Origin of the sequence: Maridesulfovibrio ferrireducens (assembly GCF_900101105.1) — a bacterium.
GTDB classification, from domain to species: domain Bacteria; phylum Desulfobacterota; class Desulfovibrionia; order Desulfovibrionales; family Desulfovibrionaceae; genus Maridesulfovibrio; species Maridesulfovibrio ferrireducens.
The window spans coordinates 92,179-115,281 of sequence record NZ_FNGA01000001.1 but is presented as its reverse complement, the minus strand read 5'-3'; the positions used below and the strand labels follow the sequence as shown (position 1 = coordinate 115,281).

The window sequence follows — 23,103 nt, the reverse complement described above, 5'->3', positions numbered from 1 at the left end:
TTAATTAACCGCAAGTGGAGCAGTTGCCACCGGAGCATCCTGCACAGCCGCTGCCTGATGAGGACGAAGATGGGGCAGATGCTCCCGTATCTCTTGAGTCCGAAGCTCCGCCGTTTTTGAACTTGCAGGCTGAAATAAGCTTTCCGGTTTTTTCTGATTTACATTCGGGGCAGGGAGGACATTCGTCACGTTTAAAGACAAGCTCTTCAAACTCTTTTCCGCAGTCCGCGCATTTATATTCGTATATTGGCATGAATTACTCCATGTTTTGAAAGTATAGTGGAGAAAATTGCATAGCCCAAAACAGTCGGGTGGGCAATGTCTTGAACCCATATAAGTCCGGTTCTGAGAAATGCAATAAAAAAACGCGGCCTACCTGTAGGTAAGCCGCGTTTAATTTAAGGCAATTAAATACCAATGCTATTTCATTTTAGCTATCGGCCATACTTCTTCTATTCTTTCGATCGGGGTAATTTCGATCATGCTGCGAAGTTCGTCTGGAATATCTTCAAGGTCTTTCACATTCTGTGACGGGATAAGAACCCGTTTCATTCCGAGAGATACAGCGGCAAGGATTTTCTCTTTGATTCCGCCAACGGGCAGAACGCGTCCACGCAAAGAGATTTCACCTGTCATCGCAAGTTCCGGATTAACCGGAGTATTCGTGAGCGCGGAAAGAAGCGCCGTTACCAGTGTAACACCGGCAGAAGGTCCGTCTTTCGGAGTTGCGCCGTCAGGAACGTGAATATGTAGATCCTGCTCTTCGTGGAACTTAGGGCTGATTCCATATTCATCCGCATGGCGACGGGCAAAGGATACTGCGGCTTGCGCAGATTCTTTCATTACATCGCCAAGCTGTCCGGTCAGGAGCAGCTTACCCTTACCGGGCATGGCTGAGACTTCAATATGCAGGGTTGTTCCGCCCACTGGAGTCCACGCAAGACCGACTGCTACGCCCGGAGGCAGTATGTGTTCTCTTTCATCTTCAAGGTATCTGGGGATTCCCAGTAATTTCTCAAGATTATCTATAGTTACTTCAAACGGGCCTTCTTCGCCTTCGGCTTTCTTGCGGGCCAGTTTACGGCAGACACTGCCTACTTCGCGCTCAAGATTTCTAAGACCTGCTTCGCGGGTGTATTCTTTAATAATCTTAGCTAAAACTTCATCGTCCATAACCAGTTCATCTTCGCCGAGTCCGTTTTCCTTTGCCTGACGGGAAAGAAGATAACGACGGGCGATTTTGACCTTTTCGTGCTCAGTGTATCCGGGAAGCCTGATAACTTCCATGCGGTCCAAAAGAGGACGGGGGATAGAGTCCAGAACGTTGGCAGTACAAATGAACATTGCTTTCGAGAGATCATAAGGAACGTTTAAGTAATGATCGGTGAAAGAGAAATTTTGTTCAGGATCGAGAACTTCCAGCAGTGCGGAAGAAGGATCGCCTCGGAAATCTGAACCTAGTTTATCAATCTCATCCAGCATTACAACCGGATTGCGAGTTCCGCATTGTTTCATTCCCTGAATGATACGTCCGGGCATGGAACCTATGTAGGTTCTGCGATGGCCGCGAATTTCCGCTTCGTCGCGCATACCACCGAGGGACATACGGTGGAATTTACGTTGCAGGCTTCGCGCAATTGATCGTCCAAGTGACGTTTTACCGACACCGGGAGGGCCTACGAAACAAAGGATAGGACCCTTCATCGCAGGGTTTAATTTGCGGACACTCAAATATTCAAGGATACGTTCTTTTACTTTTTCGAGATCGTAATGATCTTCATCTAAAATTCGTTTGGCTTCTTTGATGTCGAGGCGGTCACGTGACTGTTTTTTCCAAGGTATTTCAGTCATCCAGTCAAGATAAGATCTGATAACGGTGGCTTCGGATGCATCAGGGTGCATTGCTTCAAGACGGCGGAGCTGTTTTTCCGCTTCAACGCGCACATCTTTAGGCATTTTAGCTTTTTTAATTGCCTTTCTGATTTCGTCCATTTCCTCCGCTTCGTCAGCAGATTCTCCAAGCTCGCCCTTGATGGCCTTGAGCTGTTCACGCAGATAAAAATCGCGCTGAGCTTTATCCATGCCTTCTTTGGCTCTGTTCTGAATCTTGTTCTGCATGGAGGCAACTTCAACTTCCTGAGTAAGTTGTGTGTTGACCAGAGTTAGGCGCGCGACAGGTTCTTCGCACTCGAGGATGGACTGCGCAACAGGAACCTTCATTCTAAGGTTGGAAGCGATGAGGTCGGCGAGTCTTCCCGGTTCATTAACATTATTGAGCACGCTCATAATGTCGGTGGAAGAAATGCCTCTCAGTGAGAGAATCTTTTCACTTTGCTCGCGTGAAGATCTGACCAGTGCTTCCTGTTCGGAGGAAACAGCTCCCGCTTCTGCTTCAGATATGGTCTCTATTTCAGCAATATGGAACGGTTCGGAACCAATAAATCTTTTTACTTTAGCTCTTGATACGCCTTGTACCAGCACTTTCAGTCTGCCGTCAGGCATTTTGAGCATGCGCATAATCATACAGACTGTTCCGGTTGTATAAAGATCGTCATGTTCAGGCGCTTCGATGCTTTCATCTTCCTGTGTGAGAATCAGTACATAGCGGTCTCCGGTCATTGCAGCTTCAACCGCGTTGACGGATTTTTCACGGCCTACAAACAGAGGCAGAATCATGTAGTTGAATACAACTATATCGCGTACTGCCAAAACTGGAAGAGTTGTAGGAATGTTTGTATGTACGTTTTCAGAAATATTCCCTGCATCGTCCAACAGATCAGCTGCGTCATGAAGAACATTCAGGGGAGAAACAGGCGGTTTATTCAGTCCCTGATTGTTTCCGGCATCAGATATTTTTGTCGCCTTAATATTTTTTATTGAACCAGCTTTGTCTTTTTTACGCAGCTTGAGAGGTTTGATCGGGGATTTCTTTTTTTTCAACGGAAGATCCTTATGTCAAAAGTGGTTATTTATTTAACTATATAAAGAGCATACTTTTTCAGCCTCATATCTCTAAGTAAGAGGCTGAAAAAGTATACTATAAAATGCATTTCAGAAACTTAGCAAAAAAATCCCGTTGGCTACCAAATTACCTAATTTCAAATGAATCATGCTTTTTGTCGTAGTCGATCCAATTGCATTTAAGGTCTGTAACCTGTGACAAAGGAGGACCGACAAGAAGCCTTGTTCTCATTTCTGCAATATCGGCTTCACGGCCTTGAAGCAGAACTTCAATTGGCCCATCGTCTAAATTGCGAGTCCAGCCGCCTAAGTGCAGTGCTACCGCCTGATCATTAACCCATGAACGAAAGAAAACGCCTTGAACCTTACCGGTAACAACACAATGATAACTTCTAATCATCGAGCTCTCCTTTTGGCTTGAGGTGGAATTATAATCGTCCTGATTCCATAAAACTGTAAAATCTGTCTGCGGTGACAATAACATGATCAAGCAGACGTATTTCAAGTTCCCGGCAAGCCGATGCAATTTCCATAGTTCTTGCAAGGTCTTCAGGAGACGGCGAAGGGTCTCCTCCGGGATGATTATGGGCCAGGATAACTCCGCTCGCGTTGTTTCTGAGTGCCAGAGCAACTATCTCGCGGGGAAAGACAGCAGTTTTATCAACTGTTCCTTCCGTAAGCTTTTCCCAGCATATCACTTTATTACCATTGTTGACCAGTGCTACCCAAAATTGTTCAATCGCTAAATTTCCAATTCTGGCCATCGCTGCCTTTGAAACCGTGTCTGGTGATGAAAGTGCACTTTGAACAAACATGGGTTCTTCGGCCATTCTTGCCCAGAATTCACGAAGAAGTGTAAAAAAAGTTAAAACTCCGGGGCCGACACCCTTGATATTTTTAAGCCTTTCATCCGAAGCTTTGAAAACCCCGCCCAGAGTTTCGAATTCTGAAAGTAACTCTTTGGCTATAGGTTTTGTGTCCTGCCTTGGAAGCACCTGACCGAGCATAAGTTCTAAAATCTCATAGTCCGCCAGATTTTGTGAATTAACGCAAAGCCGCTCTTTAAGCCTTTGACGGTGTCCATGGTAGTGCGGTTTGTCATTCATAAATAGATAGTAAGTCTGCTTTGGCAAGTCGTATAGTTAAAAAGTATGTAAAAAGAGTAAAAACATTAAAAAAAGGTGTAAAAAGCATGAAATTAATGTTTTTAACGCTGATATCTATTTTTAAGAGATAAACCGGATGGCGCGGCAAATCAACCTGCGTGAGTAGGGATTTTGGCTTATTTTGATAAAAAAACATCATTTGGCGTTAAATAATGTGTTTTTTGGACAGAAAGTGAGGGGAAAGGTTATCTTCGCCGATTTGAAGGCTGTATTGCAAAAAGATTTGTGAGCGCGGCTACAAGAAGTTCGAGAGCCTGATCAGGTCTGCGGTTTCCTGTTTTAATTCCTATTTCAGCTTCCATAACGATGTCGAAAATTTTTGCGATGCGGGCCGCACCTATGCGCTGAGCGAGCGCTGCTTTTTGTTTTTTAACAAAGGGAGGCAGTCTCACAGAGGAGTCCTCTCCGTGGAGCATCATCCATAAGGCTCTGGCTTCACGGGTAAGAGATGCGGTAAGCATAAAGATCATGGAATCTTTTTCCATGTGATTTGTTAGAACACGTCTCCATATTTCTACAGGGTCGCCGCCCTGTGACATGGAACTCATAAACTCGAAAAAATTCATCTCTTCGGAAAAAGCTATCAGACTCAAGTGATCCATGAGTAGTTTTTTCTCAGGTCCGGCAGCAAGTTCCAGCTTATCAAGTTCGAGTTTCGCTGCTCGTGCGTCTTTGGGTAAAGCTTTAGTCAGGGCGTGTTTGACCGCATTATCCATTATGATGGAATTTTGTGCAGACCATTTATTAACGAATCCTGTAATGGATTTTTCATCAAGTCCTGCGGAGTTCCAGAACCATTTTTGCTTTTCAGCATATTTCCAGCAGTTGCGTTTTTTTAGGACGGCAGGGACAGGAGCGCCTTTTTTATCCCATTTGCCTTCAAGGCATAAGAATAGAAAAGAAGACTCTGAAAGAGATGATAGAGCTTTGTCGAGAGTTTTCCATGTAGCAACTTTAAGAGTGTGGGCACGCCTTAAGATTATAGCTTTGCTGGAACCGAAAAGGGTCTGGAGAGTGAGGTCGTCCCAGAATTGTGAAGGAAGTTCGTCGTCAGCCCAATATACTTTTTTTTCAAAATCAGAAGCTTTGTTACTTTCAAGAATTTCGGTAATGCGGTTATGGAGCAGCTCCGCATCAGGGCAGGTGAGAAAAATGTATCCCGGTCTGGACATGTTTATCCTGCTTAAGTGTTGCTTCTGATTTATTGTTTTTTACTGGTTTAACTGTATCCGTCACAAAGATTTTGCGACGGATACAGATCTATTTTGCAGAGAAATTTTTGAATTAGTAAGCCTGATTCATGCGGTCGACAAGTCTGCGGATCAGAAGCTTTACGACTAGCTGATCTGTAGCATCTTCCTGTCCGGTATAATAGGATTCCGTAACCTCAACATTGCCGGAATTCCAGATGAGATGACCGTCAGCGGCATCAACTACTTTCATTTGGACTTTGAGGGTCGCGTCATATTTCAGAGTTTTGTCTTTGTCACCGAGCACGCGGCTGCCATTTGAATAACTTACAATTCTAATGTTGAAAAGTGCTTCTGCTTTTGATTTTTCAACCCATGTGAGCTGTCCGCGGCGTGTGATTTCATCTCTGAGGCCGGATCTGATTTTAGGTTCAAGCCAGCGTTCAAGAGTTGGGTTGGTCACTTCAGCTATAGCAACTTCCCGGAACGCTTCAGGCAGTCTGTTAGGTTCGCTCGCAGAATTATGATAACCGCATCCGCTGACGAAGAAAACGAGACATAGAAGTAATAAGAGTCGTTTTACGGTGTTAATGGCGATCATTCTGAGGGTTTCCCTGTAAGCCGCGTTCGGCGGGTTGCTGTTAAAGTGGAAATGCGGGACGGCAAAAACCGTCCCGCAATAATAAACTAATTAGCTACGATGTTGACCAGTTTACCCGGAACAACGATCACTTTTCTGACGGTCTTGCCTGTGATGTTTTTAACAACATTTTCGTGGGCAAGAGCTTCTTTTTCAATTTCTTCTTTTGAGGCGGAAGCGGGAACAGAGAGTTTTGCTCTCATTTTTCCGTTTACCTGAATGACGATAAGCAGTTCGTCAGTGACGAGTGCAGATTCATCATATTCAGGCCATGCGGCTTCAGCAACGCTTCCTTTGTAACCAAGAATTTCCCAGAGTTCTTCGCACATGTGCGGAGTTATGGGAGCCAGCACAGTAAGGACAGTGCTGAAAGCTGATGACAAAGCAAATTTACCGCCGTCGGTTTCAACGAGTGTTTCCTTAAGGGCGTACATTTCGTTGACGAGTTCCATTGTCGCGGCAATTACCGTGTTGAACTGGAATTTGTTTTCCATGTCACGGCTTGCGCGGTTGACGGTTTCGTGTTCTTTCCGGCGAAGTTTTTTCGCTTCGGAGGAAAGATTTATTCCTTCGGGAGAGGCGCATGAGCCGACCGGAGAAACTACGTCTTCCAAGGCTTCAGCAAGTCTCCAGACTCTGTTTAAGAAGCGGGAAGCTCCTTCCAGTCCCTGATCACTCCATTCGAGATCTTTTTCAGGAGGCGAAGCAAACAGAATGAAAAGTCTTGTTGCATCTGCTCCGTATTTTTCAATCATGGTTTTGGGGTCAACAACGTTGCCTTTGGATTTTGACATCTTGGCGCCGTCTTTGAGTACCATTCCCTGAGTGAGCAGGTTTGCAAAAGGTTCATCAAGGCCTGTGTAACCTTCGTCACGCAGGGCTTTAGTGAAAAATCTGGCATATAGCAGATGCAAAATAGCGTGCTCAATTCCGCCGATATACTGATCGACAGGCAACCAGTAATCCAGAGCGTCACGGTTGAAAGCTCCGTCGTCTTTGCGCGCGTCAGTATAGCGCAGGAAATACCATGACGATTCAACAAAGGTGTCCATTGTGTCGGTTTCCCGCTCGGCAGGTCTTCCGCACTTAGGGCAGATTGTGTTGATGAAAGATTCCATCTGCGGCAGTGGAGAGCGTCCATCTTCGTTCATAATCGCATCTTCCGGCAGAATAATTGGAAGATCTTCTTCAGGGACAGGCTGAATTCCGCAATGATCACAGTAGATAACCGGGATAGGAGAACCCCAGAATCTCTGGCGGGAAATATTCCAGTCACGCAGGCGATAGTTGATAGATTTTTTGCCTTTGCCGCTCTTGCCTAAGTAATCAACAATGGCTTTCTTTGCTTCGTCGTTGGGCAGATTGTCGAATTCACCTGAATTAACCAGAACTCCGGGCGCGGTGAAAGCTTCTGTCATTTCATCGAGAGTTAAAGTTTCACCTTTAGGCTGAATTACAACCTGTATCGGCAAGTCATATTTTTTAGCAAATTCATAGTCGCGCTGATCGTGTGCGGGGACGGCCATTACTGCGCCGGTTCCGTAACCCATGAGCACGAAGTTTGCCACATAGATCGGCATCTTTGCGCCGTTAAGCGGGTTGATACAGTACGCGCCGGTAAATACGCCTTCTTTTTCAAGGTCGTCAGCGGAACGAACAATGCGATCAATGTTTGAAACTTTTGTTACGAATTCACGTACCTTGTCGGCTTCAGCTTTGCCCTTGATGAGTTTTTCCACCATGGGATGTTCAGCGGCAAGAGACATGAAAGTCGCACCGTAAAGTGTATCGGGACGGGTGGTGAAAACGCTGATTGTGTCATCGCTGTCGGCAACTTCAAAATCAAGTTCAGCACCGACACTTTTACCGATCCAGTTACGCTGCATGGTCAGAACTCTTTCCGGCCATCCGCCTTCAAGCTTGTTAAGGCTTTCAAGGAGTTCTTCTGCGTAATCGGTGATGCGCATGAACCACTGGGAAAGTTCCTTCTGCTCAACCTGAGTTTCGCAACGCCAGCAAAGACCGTCTTCAACCTGTTCGTTTGCAAGAACGGTATTACAGTTTTCACACCAGTTAACTGGAGATTTTTTGCGGTAGATCAGACCTTTTTTCAGGAAATCCAGGAAAAACTGCTGTTCCCATTTATAATATCCGGGATGACAGGTCGCCATTTCTCGGCTCCAGTCATAGGAATAACCGAGGCGTGAAAGCTGAGTACGCATGTCATCTATATTGGCATAGGTCCATTCTGCCGGATGGGTGTTGTTTTTGATCGCCGCATTTTCTGCAGGCAGACCGAAAGCATCCCAACCGATGGGATGAAGGACGTTGAATCCCTTCATTCGTTTATAACGGGCAACTACATCAGCGATGGAGTAGTTACGCACGTGTCCCATGTGAATTTTGCCGGAAGGATACGGAAACATCTCCAAGACATAATACTTGGGGCGTGATGTGTCTGTTTCAACATGGAAAGATCCTTGATCTTCCCAAGCCTTCTGCCATTTTTGTTCAATTATTTCTGGGTTGTATTTCCCGAAGCCCATTGTAGAATCCTTGCTTAGTCTTTTATGAGAGCGGAAAAACGACATGCTCCCGTTGAAAGGATGTTTTTAATCAGAATTTTTTAGTAACTGAAAATTTTCCGCTGTCTATATCGCGAGCCACAGCATCGAGAATACCGTTGATAAAATTGCGTGAATTGTCATCACCGAATTTCTTAGCAAGTTCAATCCCTTCGTTGATGCCTACTTTAAGGGGAATATCCGCCTTGTAGAGCAGCTCATATACGGAGAGTCTGAGGATTGCGAGTTCAGCTTTAGCTATCCGCTCAATCTTCCAGTGCTTCGAGTACTTTGAGATGATTTCGTCTAATTCTTCAAGCGTATTCCAAACATTAAGCAGAAGTTCACGGGCGTACAGAATGAGGTCTTCATCTGTTTCCCTGGTAACTGCCGGGCTCTGGTTGTATATACGTTCACATGTCCAGCCACCGTGAGGGGGGACAAAACTAATGCCGTAGAGAACTTGAAAAGCTAAAATACGGCCTTTTCTGCGTAAACCTTTTGTCTGGGACATCTGACTTTATAATCCTGTCGGTTCAGGCGCACTTGCGCCGTGTCCGTAAGATACAATTAAATTGTTTTTAAAACAACACAATGGGCAAACGGTCTCCGATTTTAACCGGAGTCCGGCTGCCCATGTGGATATTCTTAAAGAATACAGCCATATGAAGGCTGTAGCAGCTTAAAATAAGTTGCTTAGATCTGCTCCATAACCCTGATGGTTTCGAGCATCGCAGAAGCAGCTTCAACACCTTTGTTTCCACCTTTGGTACCGGCACGTTCGATAGCCTGTTCCAGTGTGTCACAAGTAAGGACTCCGAATCCGATGGGCAGGTTGTTGTCCATGCTTATCTGAGCAACTCCCTTCGCGCATTCGCTACAAACATAATCAAAATGAGGTGTTGCACCACGAATAACAGTTCCGAGACAAGTTATTCCGTTGTACTTGCCTGTTTCTGCAACTTTTTTGGTGACAACGGGCATTTCAAACACGCCTGGAACTTTAATCAAAGTGATGTTTGCTCTGTCACAACCGTGACGCACGAGGTAATCAACAGCTCCGCCGACGAGTCTTTCAACGATAAAGTCGTTGAAACGTCCGGCAATCAGAGCAATTTTAAGATTCTTTGCGTCAAGCTGTCCTTCGATAGTTTTGATATGATGCATGTCCCGTCTCCGTTATTTCTTATTGTCATCCAAGTGAGTCAGAAGGTGGCCCATTTTTTCTTTTTTAGTCTTGAGATATTTTAAATTAACTTCACACGCATCCATTTCAATCGGAACGCGCTGGGTTACTTCAAGTCCGTATCCTTCAAGACCTACAATCTTTTTAGGATTGTTGGTCATAAGCTTCATTTTAGAAATTCCGAGCTGTACCAGAATCTGTGCGCCTGTACCGTATTCACGAAGGTCAGCTTTGAATCCGAGTTTTTCGTTTGCTTCAACAGTATCGCAACCCTGATCCTGAAGATGGTAGGCTTTGATTTTGTTGCCGAGGCCGATTCCGCGTCCTTCCTGTCTCATGTAAAGGAAAACGCCTTTGCCTTCTTTGTGGATCATGCACATTGCTGCAGAAAGCTGATCTCCGCAATCGCAACGCATTGATCCGAAAACGTCACCAGTTAAACATTCGCTGTGGACTCTGACCAAAGTAGGTTCTTTGGGATCAAGTTCACCCATAATCAATGCTATATGTGTGCGGTTGTCTTCAGTGGAATGGAAAGCCACAGCTTTAAAATCACCCCAGCGGGTAGGCAGTTCTGCTTCAGCTTGACGTTTTACGGTGTGGCTGCCGAATTTCATGCGGTATTTGATGAGATCTTCGGTGCTGCAAATTTTAAGATCGTGTTTTTCTGCGTAAATTTTAAGATCAGGGAGTCTGGCCATTGTTCCATCATCTTTCATGATTTCACAAATGACACCCGCAGGTTTGAGGCCTGCCAGACGAGCAAGGTCTACACTGCCTTCAGTCTGACCTGCGCGGACAAGAACTCCGCTATCTTTAGCCCGGAGAGGGAAGATATGACCGGGAGAAACTATGTCGTCAGCTTGGACATCGTCAGCGACTGCTGCCAAAATTGTTGTAGCTCTGTCTTGCGCGGAAATACCGGTTGTTACGCCGTTACGGGCTTCGATGGAAACCGTGAAGTTAGTTCCGAACTGAGAGTCGTTGTTCTGAGCCATCAGCGGGAGCTTGAGAGCATCAACCATTTCACCGGACATGGAGAGGCATATAAGACCTCTGCCGTGAGTGGCCATGAAGTTGATGAGTTCAGGAGTTACTTTTTCCGCTGCACAAACGAGATCACCCTCGTTTTCACGATCTTCATCATCGACCATGATGACCATTTTACCTGCGCGGAGATCCTCAATCGCTTCTTCAATTGTACAGAAAGGCATTTTGATATCCTCATGCTCCGGCATCTCGGAGCAGTTCATTATATTTTCCCAGTTCAATTTTTACGAACAGGAGAAGTCTTCTTACCTTAAAAAACAAAAAGGGTGAAATATGTTTTTTTATGTTTAAATATCTTTTTATATTAGGTGCTTAAAAAGAGATAAAACATGTTTTTAAATTTAAATTATCATCTGATGGCAATAGTCTGTTCTATAAACGGTCTTAAAAACCGTTTTTTTGGAGAAAATCCATAGTTAACTTACTTTCCGGACTATTGGATTTAGCCGATCCGGATTGACCGGTCCATGGTCCCAGCATTCTCTGAACATATTTGCCGATAACATCTGTTTCCATATTAACGGGGTATCCCGGTTTCCAGTCTGAAATTGTGGTCTGTTCCTGAGTTTCAGGAATGATGTTGACCTCAAGGAAATCAGGACCGCAGTCGTTCACTGTAAGGCTTATTCCGTCCAGTCCGATGGACCCTTTAGGTACAACGAAAGGTCCGTGTTCAGCCGGAAATTTGATTTTGTATATTTGGGATTCTCCGGCAGGGCGCACAGATTCCACAGAAGCTATACAGTCAACGTGTCCGCTGACGATGTGTCCTCCGAGTCTGTCACCCATAGCCAGTGCCCGCTCATAGTTGATTTTAGATCCCGGTTTTAAGCTGCCGAGATTGGTGCAGTCCATGGTTTCTTTACTTGCGTAACATGAAAACCAGCTGTCACTGAAAGTTTCAACTGTGAGGCAAACTCCATTTATAGCGATGGACTCACCTTTTGCATAATCTTTAATATCAGGGGCATTAACTGTAAAACGGGTTTCTTTCCCCCTATTTTCAGCCTTTGCAATAGAACCTTTACCCTGAATAAGTCCGGTGAACATTTATTGGTCCTTTATCTATCAGCGGGTTTGAAAACTATTTTTAAATCCAAGCCGCTTTGTTCTACACGGTTGACCCTGAAATTAAGGGCCTCTTCCATAAACTGTCTATCTGATCCTGCAAAATTAGGTCTTCCGAGTGTGTTACCCAGAATGCGCGGCGCTTGATACATTACGAATTCATCAATCAGCCCTTGCTCGGCAAGTGATAAAGCCAGTTTTCCGCCGCCTTCGCAGAGGGTACGGAGCACTTCGTGTTTTTCGCGCAAAAATTTGAATCCGCATTTAAAGATAAGTCCTTTTTCGTCACAGGGAAGACCTATAACTTCAATACCTTTATTAATAAGCACTTTTGCTGTTTCAGAGGAGGCTTGTTCTGCGGTTGTCCAGAAAATTGTTTCTTTGGCGCGTGTTGTCGTCAGTGTGAATTCGTCGTGATTTTCGGGAAGTCTGGTAGTTACAACCACGGCTTTAGGCTGCACAAAATTTTCCGGCTTGATCTCAAGTCGGCAATTGAGGGACGGATTATCTTCGCGCAGGGTGTTGCCGCCGATAAGAACTGCACCGACCATGGCACGAAGTTTTTGTACATCAGCGAAAGAGTCAGGGCAGGATACAGCTTCCTGCTTGCCTGTTGTTCCGGCGATTTTACCATCGATTGTCGAGGCCAGTTTTAAAATTGAATATGGACGGTCGTTATTCTGCCAGAGCAGGAAGTCGGAGATGAGGTCGAGACATTGTTCTTCAAGCACGCCGGTTTCAACTTTAACGCCTTTGGATTCGAGGAATTCAAGTCCACCGGCAGCTTTCGGATTAGGATCTCTTGTACCTATGACAATGTGCGGAATTCCGGCTTCAATTATTCCTTCGGTACAGGGAGGTGTTTTGCCGAAATGGTTGCATGGCTCAAGAGTTACAAACATGGTACATTTTGTCATGTCCACATTTTTACTGATTGCGTCGGCTATGCACTCGCGTTCTGCGTGCAGTCCTCCGCAGTAATGATGCCAGCCTTCGGCGACAATATGCCCGTTACGAACCATGACAGCTCCAACCGTCGGGTTGGGTGCTGTGCGGTCCCTGCCGCGCAAGGCCAGAGTCACGGCGCGAGCCATGAACTGTTCAGATGAATTAAATGTCGAACTGCAGAAGTTCAAACTTTACTCCGGCTTCTTTAAACATGGCTTCAGATAATTCGTCAGGGTAGCTTTCTGAAAAATATACAGCTGTTACGCCGGTATTGATAAGCATTTTTGTGCAGATGAGGCAGGGCTGAGTGGTGCAGTAGATTTCACAGCCTTTAAGTTTGATACCGTGAACAGCAGCCTGAATGATGACATTCTGTTCAGCGTGCAAACCTCGGCAGAGTTCGTGACGTTGCCCGGAAGGTATTCCGAGTGTTTCACGCAGGCAGCCTATATCGATACAATGTGCTATGTCGGAGGGAGATCCGTTGTATCCGGTGGCAAGGATTCGTTTATCTTTGACCGCAATAGCACCGACTTTGCGTCTTATGCATGTGGAACGTTCCGCAACTTGATGCGCTATGCGCATAAAATATTCAGGCCAAGGAAGTCTATTATCCATGGGAAGCACCCTGCTTTTGAAGCTGAGGCGGATTCGGAATAACTCCCGAATCCGCCTTTATGTCAATGAATTTGATATGTAATTTAAGACTTCAGCTGAATATCAGCTGATTTCCAATATTTACTAATAAGCAAATAATGGGAAATCTTTTGCGAAGTCAGCGATTTCTTTACGTATTCCGGCAAGTTTAGTTTCGTTGCCGATGGAACCGATAGCAGCGGTAATCCAGCATGCTATGTTTTCCATATCTTTTTCTTTCATTCCTCTTGTTGTCAAAGCCGGGGTTCCGATACGGATTCCGGAAGTGACGAACGGGGAACGAGTTTCAAAAGGAATGGTGTTCTTGTTGACGGTGATTCCTGCTACATCAAGAGCAATCTCAGCATCTTTGCCGGTGATGTTCTTGTTTGTCAGGTCGACCATCATAAGGTGGTTATCGGTTCCGCCAGAGACAAGTTCAAAACCTGCTCCGGTGAGGTGTCCGGCTAAAGCCTGAGCATTAGCAACAACCTGTTTCTGGTACTCAACATATGAAGGAGAAAGAGCTTCACCGAAAGCAACTGCTTTAGCTGCAATTACGTGCATCAGCGGTCCACCCTGAATTCCGGGGAAGATGTTGGAGTTCAGTGCTTTTGCATTTTCTTCACTGGAAAGAATCATACCGCCGCGAGGCCCGCGAAGGGTCTTGTGAGTGGTAGTGGTTGTGTAGTGTGCATGCTCGATGCAGGAAGGATGAACGCCTGCGGCGATAAGTCCTGCAATGTGAGCCATATCAACCATGAGGACAGCTCCTACTTCATCAGCAATCTGACGGAAGCGGGCGAAATCGATAATACGGGGATATGCACTTGCACCGGCTATGATCATCTTGGGTTTGCATTCTTTAGCAATCTTCAAGACGTTGTCATAGTTGATAGTTTTAGTTTCAGGGTCCACTCCGTAGAAGTGTACATCAAAAAGTTTACCTGAAAAGTTTACCGGGCTTCCATGGGTAAGATGTCCACCATGAGAAAGATCCATACCGAGGACAGTATCGCCGGGTTTAAGCGCAGCGAAATATACAGCCATATTGGCCTGTGAACCGGAATGAGGCTGAACGTTGACATATTCACAGCCGAAGATTTCTTTAGCTCTGTCGCGTGCTAAATCTTCAACCTGATCAACGAACTCGCAACCGCCGTAATAACGTTTGCCAGGATAACCTTCAGCGTATTTATGTGTCATAACGCTGCCCATTGCCTGACGAACCGCGGTGGAGGTAAAGTTCTCCGAAGCGATAAGTTCAAGGCCGGTCATCTGGCGAGTTACTTCGCGGGCGATGGTTGCGGCTACAGCCGGATCTTTCATCATTAGTTCTTCCATGACAAGCTCCAAGAGTTTGACGGTCCCTTACAAAGAGGGGGCCAATTAATCTTCAAATTTTTTGAAGAGCATACAGGCGTTTGTTCCACCGAATCCGAATGAGTTGCTCAGAACGTAATTTGCTTGTTTTTTGCGCATTCCGTCTTTGCCGTAATCAAGATCACAGTCTGGATCTGCTTCAAGCTGATTTGCTGTTCCGGGGATAATGCCGGTTGCAAGCGTTTTTATACTGAAGACAGCTTCCATGCCGCCCGCTCCGCCGAGGAGATGGCCGGTCTGGGATTTGTTCGCGGTTATCGCGATGTTGCGTGCATGGTCTCCGAAAACTTTTTTGATAGCTTTCGTTTCGCAAAAATCATTCAAATATGTAGAAGTTCCGTGTGCGTTGATATGATCAACCTGTGAAGGATCAATGCCCGCTTCGCGGATGGCAGCTTCCATGGCTAAAGCCATTCCGCGTCCATCTTCCGGTGGAGCAGTCATGTGGTAAGCATCGGATGAAGCTCCGAAACCTACGACTTCACCAAGGATCTCAGCGCCGCGTGCTCTTGCGTGATCAAGTGATTCCAGAAGGAGCAGACCGCATCCTTCACCCATAATAAACCCGTCGCGACCCTTATCGAATGGGCGAGAAGCTTTTTCGGGATCGTCGTTGCGGGTGGAAAGGGCTTTCATGGAAGTAAATCCTGCAAAACCCAAAGGAGTAATGGTTGATTCTGTACCACCGCAAATCATAACGTCTGCACGTCCGAGCATAATGTCGGTATATGCTGCGCCGATGGAATGTGTACCGGAAGCGCATGCTGTACACATACACATGTTCGGTCCACGTGCTCCCGAAAAGATGGAGACCTGTCCGGCTGCCATATTTCCGATGATGATTGGGATAAAGAAAGGAGTAATTTTTCTAGGACCGCTTTTTTGCAGTTTTGCGTGCTGGGTCTCAATGGTCTGAAGACCGCCAAGACCTACCCCGATAACCACGCCTGTGCGTTTGCAATCATCACCTTCAGGCTTAAACTTCGCATTTTCGAGCAACTGCTCGCCAGCGGCCACAGCTAGCTGTGTGAACCGTTCCATGCGTTTAGCCTGTTTGTGAGGGATGAAATCTTTGGGGTCAAAATTTTTGACTTCGCCAGCAATCTGAGATGTGAATTCACTCGCATCAAAAGATGTTATTTTAGCGATGCCGGATTTACCAGCAAGGAGGTTGTTCCAGCTGGTATCTATGTCATTACCGATAGGGGTGATGGCGGAAAGGCCGGTTACTACTACCCTGTTCATGGTATTATAGCCTGTAAGATGTGTTGGAGATTATTATCAATGGCCATTGAAAAAAAGGAGCGCCTTACGCCCGCTAGGGCTGAGTAAGGCGCTCATTCAAAAGCCTTGTCTAGATCAAGTAGAGTCGACTATTTGCCTTCAACAAAGCTGATGGCGTCTTTGACTTTAAGGATCTTCTGAGCGTCTTCGTCTTCGATTTCGATGTCGAATTCTTCTTCCATTGCCATGATGAGTTCGGTCAGATCAAGAGAATCTGCACCGAGATCTTCAACAAAGGAAGCTTCGTCTTTAATTTCATCTGCGGATACGCCAAGCTGGTCTACGATAATTGCTTTTACTTTTTCAGCTGCGGACATGGTCCCCTCCAAATCATTAAGTTTGTTTCTTTACATGTACATCCCGCCGTTAACAGCGAGAGTCTGTCCCGTAATATAACCGGAGTTTTCCGACGCGAGGAAGGAAACTGCATTAGCTATATCATCGGATGTTCCGAGTTTTTTCAGCGGTATATTTTCCAGCATATGCGCCACCACTTCTTCAGACAGTTCAGCGGTCATGTCTGTTTTTATGAATCCCGGTGCGACGGCATTCACGGTGACATTGCGCGGAGCAAGTTCAATGGCGCTGGCTTTAGTCAGTCCGATAAGACCGGCCTTGGCCGAAACGTAGTTTGCCTGACCGACATTGCCGGCCTGAGCTACTACTGAGGAAATATTAATGATTCTTCCATAACGCTGTTTCATCATAATCTTTGCGGATTCGCGTAGAAAAGTGAAAGCGCCTGTAAGGTTGATGTCCAGAACTTTGTTCCAGTCATCGTTTTTCATACGGACAAGGAGTCCATCTTTAGTGATTCCGGCATTGTTTACCAGAACGTCAAGTTTTACCTTTCCTTTAATTTCATTTTTGAAAAAGGAGGTAACAGCTTCACTGTCAGAAGAATCCAGTTTGTAGGATTTTGCTTTTCCGCCGGCGGCTTCAATTTCGGAACAGACTCTGTCCGCTCCGTCAGGGCGGCTCACGTAGGTAATGATTACCTCAAAGCCGTCTTTAGCCATTTTCTTGGCGCAAGCTTCTCCTATGCCTCTTGATCCGCCCGTAATAAGGGCGGTGCTTGGCAGATCACTCATAGGTATTTCCTCTGTATAATTTGTCTAGTCCTGCGTCTCATAGCCTAAAGCGGCTTTGACTGCAAATTTAATCTATCCGCGTTCTGCGAAAGTTGATCTCAATATGTTTAATAAATTAAATAAAATTTAATTATTTCTGACTGTTGAGAGTGTCTGTTTTGGTAGACAGAACCGTGCAAATGTATGAAATTTAAAATTGAATCAAGGTTGATCCCCAGGTCAATCCGCCTCCGAAAGTGGCTAACAGGACGAGATCTCCACTTTTTATCGCGCCGATTTCCTTTGCTTCTGCAAGAGCAATCGGGATTGATGCTGCTGAGGTATTGCCGAATTTATCAACATTTACAAAAACTTTCTCGGTAGGAAGTTCAAGTTTTTTACCGACAGCCTCAATAATGCGCAAATTGGCCTGATGCGGAATGAGTAGATCTACGTCTTTAGTTGTAAAACCATGTTTTGCGAGTATTTCATTTGAAATAGAAGACATGGATCTGACAGCTTTTCTGTAGATTGAACGACCCTGCATCTGGATAAAGTGTTCTTCTCCGACAACATCACCTAACTTGTATGGGTAGGCTGAGCCGGACCCTCTTACAGTCAATGTTTCACTTTCGCCTTCGGAGGAAAGCAGTACGTCAATTACTTTACCTGAATTCTCGCAGTCTTCCGAGGTGAGGATGATTGCTCCGGCTCCGTCCCCAAAGAGAACGCAGGTGGAACGGTCTTCCCAGTTTACGCGGCTGGTTAAGACTTCGCTTCCGCAGACAAGGATCTTAGAGTCGGGATTTAAATTGATAAGAGCTCTGGCAACTTCTACGGCGTATACAAAGCCCGAGCAAGCTGCAGAGATATCCATCGGGATTCTATGTTTGAGGCCTAGTCGTTCCATCAGCAGACATGCTGTTGAGGGGATTATTGTGTCGGCGGTGAAAGTTGCAACTAAAATGTGCGTAAGTTCGTCCGCTTCCATTCCTGCATTTTTGAGAGCTTTCTGAGTCGCTTCAAAAGTCAGATCAAGACACGTTTCATTTTCAACAACGTGACGCTGTTTTATTCCAGTTCGAGAGCTTATCCATTCATCTGTGGTGTCGACAAATTTTTCAAGATCGGCATTAGTGTAAACTCTTTCAGGGACATGATAGCCAAGCCCTCTGATATAGGAGAAATTACTCATTGTTACAGTTCCTGTTTTTGACTGGGAGGGTGAAGTTCTCCTGTGAACGAAGCCTTCCTGTAAAAAATATCTGTATACATCCGGGTATGAAGAATTAACTTATCCGGCTACTTTTTATAGTTTGCGCTCGGTTATTGCACTGTGCGCGGCCAGACCTTCTTTTAGATGAGCAACAGCATTGTTTTTTACAAATCGTGCGGCCATTTCAATGGCTCGCTCAATTGCCAGACTATCGGCTTTACCATGGCAGACAAGGACAATACCTTTTAATCCGAGTACGGGTGCTCCGCCATATTCAGATTTATCTACCAGTCTACCGAATCTTTTGAAAGCCTTCATTGCCAGCATTGCACCGATTTTTGAAACAATATCGCGTTTTAGCTCTCCTTTAAGGAGATTGCCAAGGCTGTTGGCAAGACCTTCTGAAAGCTTGAGTGCAACATTGCCGACAAATCCGTCGCAGACTGCAACGTCAACATCTCCGGTAAAAATATCCCTGCCTTCAATATTACCGACAAAATTCAGTGAAGAACTTTTGAGCATATTGTAGGTGGTTTTTACCAGAGTATTCCCTTTGCCTTCTTCTTCACCAATGGTCAAAAGTCCTATGCGAGGTTCTTTAAAACCAAGAACGTCACGGGCAAGAACATCGGCCATAATTCCGAATTGGAGAAGGTGTTCCGGCTTGGAATCGACGTTGGCTCCAACATCGATAAGCACCATAGGTCTTTTTTCGGTGGGCAGAATACCGGCCATTCCGGGTCTTAGCACACCTTTGATTCTTCCTATGATAAACATGCCGGCGGCTACAGTTGCTCCGGAGTTACCTGCGCTGACAACTCCGTCAGCGAGGCCATCCTTAACAAGTCTACAGGCAACCTGAATTGACGAGTCCTTTTTTTTACGCATGGCATCGGCAGGCTTGTCTTCCATTGTGACAACCTGTGATGCGTGAACAACGTCAATAGTACATGATCCGGTATCAAGCTTTTCAAGCTCGGACCGGATCATGTACTCATCTCCAACCAAAGTTATCGGAGTTCCTTTCTTTGCGGAACTAACCGCAGCGGAAACTATTCCCGTAAGACCGTGATCGCCACCCATGGCGTCAACTGCAATGCGGGGAAGGGTTTTAGGCATCTTCAGAAGTGATTACCTGGCGACCCTTATAGGTACCGCAAGAGGAACAAGCTCTGTGAGCAATGATAGGTTCACCGCAATCACAGAATAGGATGTTAGGAGTTTCTACGTGGTCGTGAGACCTGCGCATATTTCTACGGGACTTGGAAGTTTTCTTTTTAGGCTGTGCCATGACTGTCTCCTGAGAGTGATTTTGACCCGGTCCATTCGAACCGGAATTTAGTTCTTTATCTTAAGATTGCGGAAAACCGCAAGCCTTGGATCGCCCTCTTCTTTTTTACAGGAGCATCCGTCTTTGTTTAAATCAGCTCCGCATTTGTCGCAAAGTCCCTTGCAATCGTTGTTGCATAAGGGTTTTACGGGTAGAGCCATGACGAAATGCTCCCAGAGGAGAGCCCCAATTTCGATTTTTAAGCCTTCTTTGGTTTTAACAACCGGGGACGGTTCCGTGTCCTCGGCGGTTGCAACCTGCTCAAATTCATCGAACTTGGTTGAAATATTCTGCTTGTAGTCTGCCGTGCATCTGTCGCAAACAAGTGTGATTGCTCCGGATGTTTTACCCCGGACGAGACATCCGTTATCCTGTGGGAGTATAAATACTTCCGAAATAAGAGGTGTCGCTGGACGAGCGTCTATGTTATAGTTTTTCCATGCATCAGTCCAAAAGGTCTGATCATCAAAAACTAAATCTTTGCCCTCTTCAGGGATGTCGTTTAATGTAATCCAAAGTTCTGCCATATTTTTCCTCGCGGAATGGTTTCCTATATGAGTTTTTTTTCTAATGTCAAGGAAAAAGAGCTTGCATTTTTCTGAGCCAACGTTTAAATGATACCTCTTTTGCGTGGCAGGAGCAATTCTTCTTGGCAAGGTTTGTGAGTTTCATGCAAATACGAAAAGGTAAGTTCAATAAGGAGGTTCATCATGTCCCAAGTATGCGATATATGTGGTAAAAGGCCCCAGACAGGCAACAACGTATCTCACGCTAACAACAAGTCCAAAAGACGTTTTATGCCTAATCTTCAGAGTGTTCGCACTCAGCTCCCTAGCGGTGAAGTAAAAAGCATCAAAGCTTGCACTCGTTGCATTCGTTCTGGCTCGGTCATTAAGCCCGTTGCTAAGAAAGCTGAAAATAAAGCTGATTAGACTTCTTAATTTCTACACGGCTGCCGTGTGAAAAGCCCCGATCTTTATTGGTCGGGGCTTTTTTTGTCATACGAAATGTTATTTTGCCACCCAGATTAGAGCTTCAGATAATTTTTCCGGTTCATATACTTTAAGTTCGCAATTTATGAGAGCCGAAGCTATTTTTGATCCCCATTCCACCCATGCCGATCCGCCTGCTATTGCAATTTTATTGAAATCATTGCGATGGGCAAAGCCGAATTTGGCGTCTTCCCACATGGCTTTGAGTTCCCATCCTTCAAAATTTTCATCCATGTAGAGCAGTACATTGGCTGATTTATGTTCCTCAATTACTTTTTGAAGAGCTGGAATCCAAACTTCCGCGTAATCGTTTTCAGTTAATTTCTTACTTGCTCTTACAGCCAGCATACGACCTTTACTTTCAGGCATAATTTCAATCATGGTCAGTCTCCATTGGTTTTCAATTGTGCATTAAAGAGAGAGTGCGCTACTTGACTGTATAAAACTTTTTCATCTTTTTTTCTATGTTAAAAAAAAATAATTATGCAACTTCGAAAGCCTGTTTTCTAAATATTGACCGTTCCCGCAAAAACATGGCTGTCAATAAAACAGCGCCCAGCGCATGAAGTTTTATGTCGGGCCAGAGGAGCAGTCCCGCCACGCCTGCATAGGCAGTTCTTTGAAGAATATTAAGGGTATATGTATTGAATCCTTCAAAGAACACAGCAAAACAGAATAAGCCTGCTGTCGCGGTGATAACTGTTTCCGCAACCATCCATAAAGGGCCTTCAAAAAGGATCGGGGTGTAGCAGAATAGTAGCGGTATAATATAAAGCCCTTTAGCAATTTTCCATGACTCAATGCCTGTTTCAAGAGGTTTCGAGCCGGATATTCCAGCTGCACTGTAAGCCGCAAGACATACAGGAGGGGTTACGTTGGCATCTTGCGAATACCAGAAAATAAGCATGTGAGCTGCAATCAGGCTTGTGCCGAGCATTTGCATGGCAGGGGCGGCTAGCACCGCTAAAACTATGTAGGACGCGGTTACGGGTAGTCCCATTCCCAAAATAAGGGATGCTATGGCAACCATCAGGATGGTTAGAAGCAGGCTGTCTCCTGCGAGCATTGTTATCAGCATTGAGAACTTGATTCCCATGCCGACCATGAGAACGACGCCTACCACAATGCCGGAGCAAAGCAGAATTACACCTGTTGTGACCATGTTCACGCCGCCGCCGGCAAGCGCGTCGAGGATATCCCTGCCCGACATGCGTGTTCTGGGATTAAGCCAGCTGGATATCACAATTGCGACTATCCCGCCGCAGGCTGCAAATGTAGGCGTGTATCCTACCATCAGCAGTCCCATCAGTATCCCGATGGGGATGAAAAAATTCCAGCCTTCTTTTATTACTTCGCGAAGTTTCGGAATATCTTCTTTCGGGATAGGCTTTATACCTAATTTTTTTGCCCGAAGATGGATGAAGAAAGCCACACTGACGAAGTACATAATTGCAGGAATGAATGCCACTCCGACGATTGTAAGGTAAGGGATTTGAGTCCATTGGCTCATTATAAACGCTCCCGCACCCATAATCGGGGGCATCAGCTGTCCCCCTGTGGATGAGGCCGCTTCAACTGCTCCTGCAAACTTGCTTGGAAATCCGGTTCTTTTCATCATGGGAATGGTTATGGAACCTGTTCCGACTGTGTTTGCAACTGCGCTGCCGGATATAGATCCCATTATTCCGCTGGCGAAAACAGCCATTTTGGCAGGACCTCCGATGGTCCGGCCCATAGTTGCTAAAGCCAGTTTTATTATAAAATCTCCGGCTCCTGATTTAATTAGAAATGATGCGAAAAGAACAAAGAGAAATACAAATGTACTGGATATTGTCGCAATGGTTCCGAATATTCCGTCAGGAGCAAAATACATGCGGTAAAGCATTCTAGGCACTGTTACGCCCGGGAAATGCCATAATCCGTCAAGGTAGCGCCCGCCGCCGAGGCCGTATGCCAGAAATACGATTGCCAGAGCCGGTATTAAAAATCCTGTCGTGCGTCTGGTTATTTCCATGAGCAGAACAACAGCCAGCCCTGCCGCAATAAGGTCCACCATGATCGGGACTTCATTTCTCATATGCAGGGCATCTTCAAAAAAGACCAGATAAAGACCTATTGCAAAAGACAGGATTGCCAGAAAATAATCTATAGGCAGGGTTGCCCGTCCATGTTTTTTTAAAAGCGGATACTGAAGGAATCCGATAAACAGCATAAAAGAATAATGGATAGCATTTCGCTGAATCTCGGGCATCACTCCGATTGTGTTTACCCATAGATGAAACAATGAACAAATTATGCCCATTGCATAAATAATTTGAGCGGTTCGGCCTTCCAGAACTCTTTTTATAGCCAGAGTTTCCCCTTCGGAATCTTCTTTAACCTCGGGTTGTGCTTTTTTAATTTCAGCCATGAGTTTTTC

The 23,103-nt window shown here is 45.5% G+C and carries 24 protein-coding genes; 1 reads left to right on the top strand and 23 read right to left on the bottom strand.

Going from position 1 to position 23,103, the window contains the following annotated elements; genetic code table 11:
- Nucleotides 1-4 precede the first annotated feature (4 nt).
- The 21 genes from BLT41_RS00470 to BLT41_RS00370 form a co-directional block, all read right to left on the bottom strand.
- Nucleotides 5-253 (bottom strand): FmdB family zinc ribbon protein, encoded by a 249-nt coding sequence (locus BLT41_RS00470; RefSeq protein ID WP_092157203.1) that lies wholly within the window; start codon nucleotides 251-253, stop codon nucleotides 5-7.
- Between the two features lie 167 nt (nucleotides 254-420).
- Complete coding sequence (gene lon, locus BLT41_RS00465; RefSeq protein WP_092157201.1) at nucleotides 421-2,940, bottom strand: endopeptidase La; 2,520 nt, start codon at nucleotides 2,938-2,940, stop codon at nucleotides 421-423.
- 148 nt (nucleotides 2,941-3,088) lie between these two features.
- Nucleotides 3,089-3,361: an acylphosphatase gene (locus BLT41_RS00460; RefSeq protein WP_092157200.1), complete on the bottom strand. Its 273-nt coding sequence runs from the start codon at nucleotides 3,359-3,361 to the stop codon at nucleotides 3,089-3,091.
- A gap of 28 nt (nucleotides 3,362-3,389) precedes the next feature.
- Entirely contained in the window at nucleotides 3,390-4,067 is a 678-nt protein-coding gene (radC, locus tag BLT41_RS00455; protein WP_092157199.1) for a RadC family protein, read from the bottom strand.
- A 245-nt stretch (nucleotides 4,068-4,312) separates the two neighbouring features.
- A complete protein-coding gene (gene holA / locus BLT41_RS00450; RefSeq protein ID WP_092157198.1) occupies nucleotides 4,313-5,299 on the bottom strand; it encodes a DNA polymerase III subunit delta in 987 nt (328 codons plus the stop codon).
- Nucleotides 5,300-5,411: 112 nt separating this feature from the next.
- Nucleotides 5,412-5,918: an LPS assembly lipoprotein LptE gene (gene lptE / locus BLT41_RS00445; RefSeq protein WP_092157197.1), complete on the bottom strand. Its 507-nt coding sequence runs from the start codon at nucleotides 5,916-5,918 to the stop codon at nucleotides 5,412-5,414.
- Nucleotides 5,919-6,004: 86 nt separating this feature from the next.
- Nucleotides 6,005-8,503 carry a leucine--tRNA ligase gene (leuS, locus tag BLT41_RS00440; protein WP_092157193.1) on the bottom strand — a complete coding sequence of 833 codons (2,499 nt, stop codon included), beginning with the start codon at nucleotides 8,501-8,503 and terminating at the stop codon, nucleotides 6,005-6,007.
- 70 nt (nucleotides 8,504-8,573) lie between these two features.
- Complete coding sequence (gene nusB / locus BLT41_RS00435; protein ID WP_092157192.1) at nucleotides 8,574-9,035, bottom strand: transcription antitermination factor NusB; 462 nt, start codon at nucleotides 9,033-9,035, stop codon at nucleotides 8,574-8,576.
- A 182-nt stretch (nucleotides 9,036-9,217) separates the two neighbouring features.
- A complete protein-coding gene (gene ribH, locus BLT41_RS00430; protein WP_092157191.1) occupies nucleotides 9,218-9,688 on the bottom strand; it encodes a 6,7-dimethyl-8-ribityllumazine synthase in 471 nt (156 codons plus the stop codon).
- A gap of 12 nt (nucleotides 9,689-9,700) precedes the next feature.
- On the bottom strand, nucleotides 9,701-10,921 hold the full coding sequence (locus BLT41_RS00425) for a bifunctional 3,4-dihydroxy-2-butanone-4-phosphate synthase/GTP cyclohydrolase II (protein WP_092158758.1): 1,221 nt from the start codon (nucleotides 10,919-10,921) through the stop codon (nucleotides 9,701-9,703).
- A gap of 220 nt (nucleotides 10,922-11,141) precedes the next feature.
- On the bottom strand, nucleotides 11,142-11,807 hold the full coding sequence (locus tag BLT41_RS00420; protein ID WP_092157190.1) for a riboflavin synthase: 666 nt from the start codon (nucleotides 11,805-11,807) through the stop codon (nucleotides 11,142-11,144).
- An 11-nt stretch (nucleotides 11,808-11,818) separates the two neighbouring features.
- Entirely contained in the window at nucleotides 11,819-12,961 is a 1,143-nt protein-coding gene (ribD, locus tag BLT41_RS00415; protein ID WP_244512157.1) for a bifunctional diaminohydroxyphosphoribosylaminopyrimidine deaminase/5-amino-6-(5-phosphoribosylamino)uracil reductase RibD, read from the bottom strand.
- On the bottom strand, nucleotides 12,936-13,391 hold the full coding sequence (locus tag BLT41_RS00410; RefSeq protein ID WP_092157189.1) for a deoxycytidylate deaminase: 456 nt from the start codon (nucleotides 13,389-13,391) through the stop codon (nucleotides 12,936-12,938). The genes ribD and BLT41_RS00410 overlap by 26 nt, the downstream gene beginning before the upstream one ends.
- A gap of 123 nt (nucleotides 13,392-13,514) precedes the next feature.
- Complete coding sequence (gene glyA / locus BLT41_RS00405; protein ID WP_092157186.1) at nucleotides 13,515-14,753, bottom strand: serine hydroxymethyltransferase; 1,239 nt, start codon at nucleotides 14,751-14,753, stop codon at nucleotides 13,515-13,517.
- Between the two features lie 45 nt (nucleotides 14,754-14,798).
- Entirely contained in the window at nucleotides 14,799-16,037 is a 1,239-nt protein-coding gene (gene fabF, locus BLT41_RS00400) for a beta-ketoacyl-ACP synthase II (RefSeq protein ID WP_092157184.1), read from the bottom strand.
- 128 nt (nucleotides 16,038-16,165) lie between these two features.
- Nucleotides 16,166-16,393, bottom strand: coding sequence for an acyl carrier protein (locus BLT41_RS00395; protein ID WP_092157183.1), 228 nt, complete (start codon nucleotides 16,391-16,393; stop codon nucleotides 16,166-16,168).
- 30 nt (nucleotides 16,394-16,423) lie between these two features.
- Nucleotides 16,424-17,167, bottom strand: coding sequence for a 3-oxoacyl-[acyl-carrier-protein] reductase (fabG, locus tag BLT41_RS00390; protein ID WP_092157181.1), 744 nt, complete (start codon nucleotides 17,165-17,167; stop codon nucleotides 16,424-16,426).
- A 190-nt stretch (nucleotides 17,168-17,357) separates the two neighbouring features.
- Entirely contained in the window at nucleotides 17,358-18,341 is a 984-nt protein-coding gene (locus tag BLT41_RS00385) for a beta-ketoacyl-ACP synthase III (protein WP_092157180.1), read from the bottom strand.
- Between the two features lie 114 nt (nucleotides 18,342-18,455).
- Nucleotides 18,456-19,481 (bottom strand): phosphate acyltransferase PlsX, encoded by a 1,026-nt coding sequence (plsX, locus tag BLT41_RS00380; RefSeq protein WP_092157179.1) that lies wholly within the window; start codon nucleotides 19,479-19,481, stop codon nucleotides 18,456-18,458.
- Nucleotides 19,474-19,653: a 50S ribosomal protein L32 gene (rpmF, locus tag BLT41_RS00375; protein ID WP_092157178.1), complete on the bottom strand. Its 180-nt coding sequence runs from the start codon at nucleotides 19,651-19,653 to the stop codon at nucleotides 19,474-19,476. The genes plsX and rpmF overlap by 8 nt, the downstream gene beginning before the upstream one ends.
- A gap of 47 nt (nucleotides 19,654-19,700) precedes the next feature.
- On the bottom strand, nucleotides 19,701-20,219 hold the full coding sequence (locus BLT41_RS00370) for a YceD family protein (protein ID WP_092157177.1): 519 nt from the start codon (nucleotides 20,217-20,219) through the stop codon (nucleotides 19,701-19,703).
- Between the two features lie 183 nt (nucleotides 20,220-20,402).
- Between BLT41_RS00370 and rpmB the strand changes: the two genes are divergently transcribed.
- Complete coding sequence (gene rpmB / locus BLT41_RS00365; RefSeq protein ID WP_092157176.1) at nucleotides 20,403-20,624, top strand: 50S ribosomal protein L28; 222 nt, start codon at nucleotides 20,403-20,405, stop codon at nucleotides 20,622-20,624.
- A gap of 78 nt (nucleotides 20,625-20,702) precedes the next feature.
- On the opposite strand, the gene BLT41_RS00360 is transcribed toward rpmB, so the two are convergent.
- Together BLT41_RS00360 and BLT41_RS00355 are read right to left on the bottom strand one after the other, a co-directional pair.
- Nucleotides 20,703-21,065: a SpoIIAA family protein gene (locus BLT41_RS00360; RefSeq protein WP_092157175.1), complete on the bottom strand. Its 363-nt coding sequence runs from the start codon at nucleotides 21,063-21,065 to the stop codon at nucleotides 20,703-20,705.
- Between the two features lie 100 nt (nucleotides 21,066-21,165).
- Nucleotides 21,166-23,094 (bottom strand): TRAP transporter permease, encoded by a 1,929-nt coding sequence (locus BLT41_RS00355; RefSeq protein ID WP_092157174.1) that lies wholly within the window; start codon nucleotides 23,092-23,094, stop codon nucleotides 21,166-21,168.
- Between the last annotated feature and the right edge of the window lie 9 nt (nucleotides 23,095-23,103).

What these genes read in the sequence shown, in the direction of transcription:
- holA (WP_092157198.1), bottom strand. Translation starts at nt 5,299, where the DNA reads ATGTCCAGACCGGGATACATTTTTCTCACCTGCCCTGATGCGGAGCTG.
- BLT41_RS00420 (WP_092157190.1), bottom strand. Translation starts at nt 11,807, where the DNA reads ATGTTCACCGGACTTATTCAGGGTAAAGGTTCTATTGCAAAGGCTGAA.
- plsX (WP_092157179.1), bottom strand. Translation starts at nt 19,481, where the DNA reads ATGCCTAAAACCCTTCCCCGCATTGCAGTTGACGCCATGGGTGGCGAT.
- BLT41_RS00395 (WP_092157183.1), bottom strand. Translation starts at nt 16,393, where the DNA reads ATGTCCGCAGCTGAAAAAGTAAAAGCAATTATCGTAGACCAGCTTGGC.
- lptE (WP_092157197.1), bottom strand. Translation starts at nt 5,918, where the DNA reads ATGATCGCCATTAACACCGTAAAACGACTCTTATTACTTCTATGTCTC.
- glyA (WP_092157186.1), bottom strand. Translation starts at nt 14,753, where the DNA reads ATGGAAGAACTAATGATGAAAGATCCGGCTGTAGCCGCAACCATCGCC.
- BLT41_RS00360 (WP_092157175.1), bottom strand. Translation starts at nt 21,065, where the DNA reads ATGATTGAAATTATGCCTGAAAGTAAAGGTCGTATGCTGGCTGTAAGA.
- fabF (WP_092157184.1), bottom strand. Translation starts at nt 16,037, where the DNA reads ATGAACAGGGTAGTAGTAACCGGCCTTTCCGCCATCACCCCTATCGGT.
- BLT41_RS00370 (WP_092157177.1), bottom strand. Translation starts at nt 20,219, where the DNA reads ATGGCAGAACTTTGGATTACATTAAACGACATCCCTGAAGAGGGCAAA.
- BLT41_RS00385 (WP_092157180.1), bottom strand. Translation starts at nt 18,341, where the DNA reads ATGAGTAATTTCTCCTATATCAGAGGGCTTGGCTATCATGTCCCTGAA.
- ribH (WP_092157191.1), bottom strand. Translation starts at nt 9,688, where the DNA reads ATGCATCATATCAAAACTATCGAAGGACAGCTTGACGCAAAGAATCTT.
- radC (WP_092157199.1), bottom strand. Translation starts at nt 4,067, where the DNA reads ATGAATGACAAACCGCACTACCATGGACACCGTCAAAGGCTTAAAGAG.
- nusB (WP_092157192.1), bottom strand. Translation starts at nt 9,035, where the DNA reads ATGTCCCAGACAAAAGGTTTACGCAGAAAAGGCCGTATTTTAGCTTTT.
- BLT41_RS00410 (WP_092157189.1), bottom strand. Translation starts at nt 13,391, where the DNA reads ATGGATAATAGACTTCCTTGGCCTGAATATTTTATGCGCATAGCGCAT.
- BLT41_RS00355 (WP_092157174.1), bottom strand. Translation starts at nt 23,094, where the DNA reads ATGGCTGAAATTAAAAAAGCACAACCCGAGGTTAAAGAAGATTCCGAA.
- rpmF (WP_092157178.1), bottom strand. Translation starts at nt 19,653, where the DNA reads ATGGCACAGCCTAAAAAGAAAACTTCCAAGTCCCGTAGAAATATGCGC.
- BLT41_RS00425 (WP_092158758.1), bottom strand. Translation starts at nt 10,921, where the DNA reads ATGCCTTTCTGTACAATTGAAGAAGCGATTGAGGATCTCCGCGCAGGT.
- rpmB (WP_092157176.1), top strand. Translation starts at nt 20,403, where the DNA reads ATGTCCCAAGTATGCGATATATGTGGTAAAAGGCCCCAGACAGGCAAC.
- BLT41_RS00460 (WP_092157200.1), bottom strand. Translation starts at nt 3,361, where the DNA reads ATGATTAGAAGTTATCATTGTGTTGTTACCGGTAAGGTTCAAGGCGTT.
- fabG (WP_092157181.1), bottom strand. Translation starts at nt 17,167, where the DNA reads ATGAGTGATCTGCCAAGCACCGCCCTTATTACGGGCGGATCAAGAGGC.
- leuS (WP_092157193.1), bottom strand. Translation starts at nt 8,503, where the DNA reads ATGGGCTTCGGGAAATACAACCCAGAAATAATTGAACAAAAATGGCAG.
- BLT41_RS00470 (WP_092157203.1), bottom strand. Translation starts at nt 253, where the DNA reads ATGCCAATATACGAATATAAATGCGCGGACTGCGGAAAAGAGTTTGAA.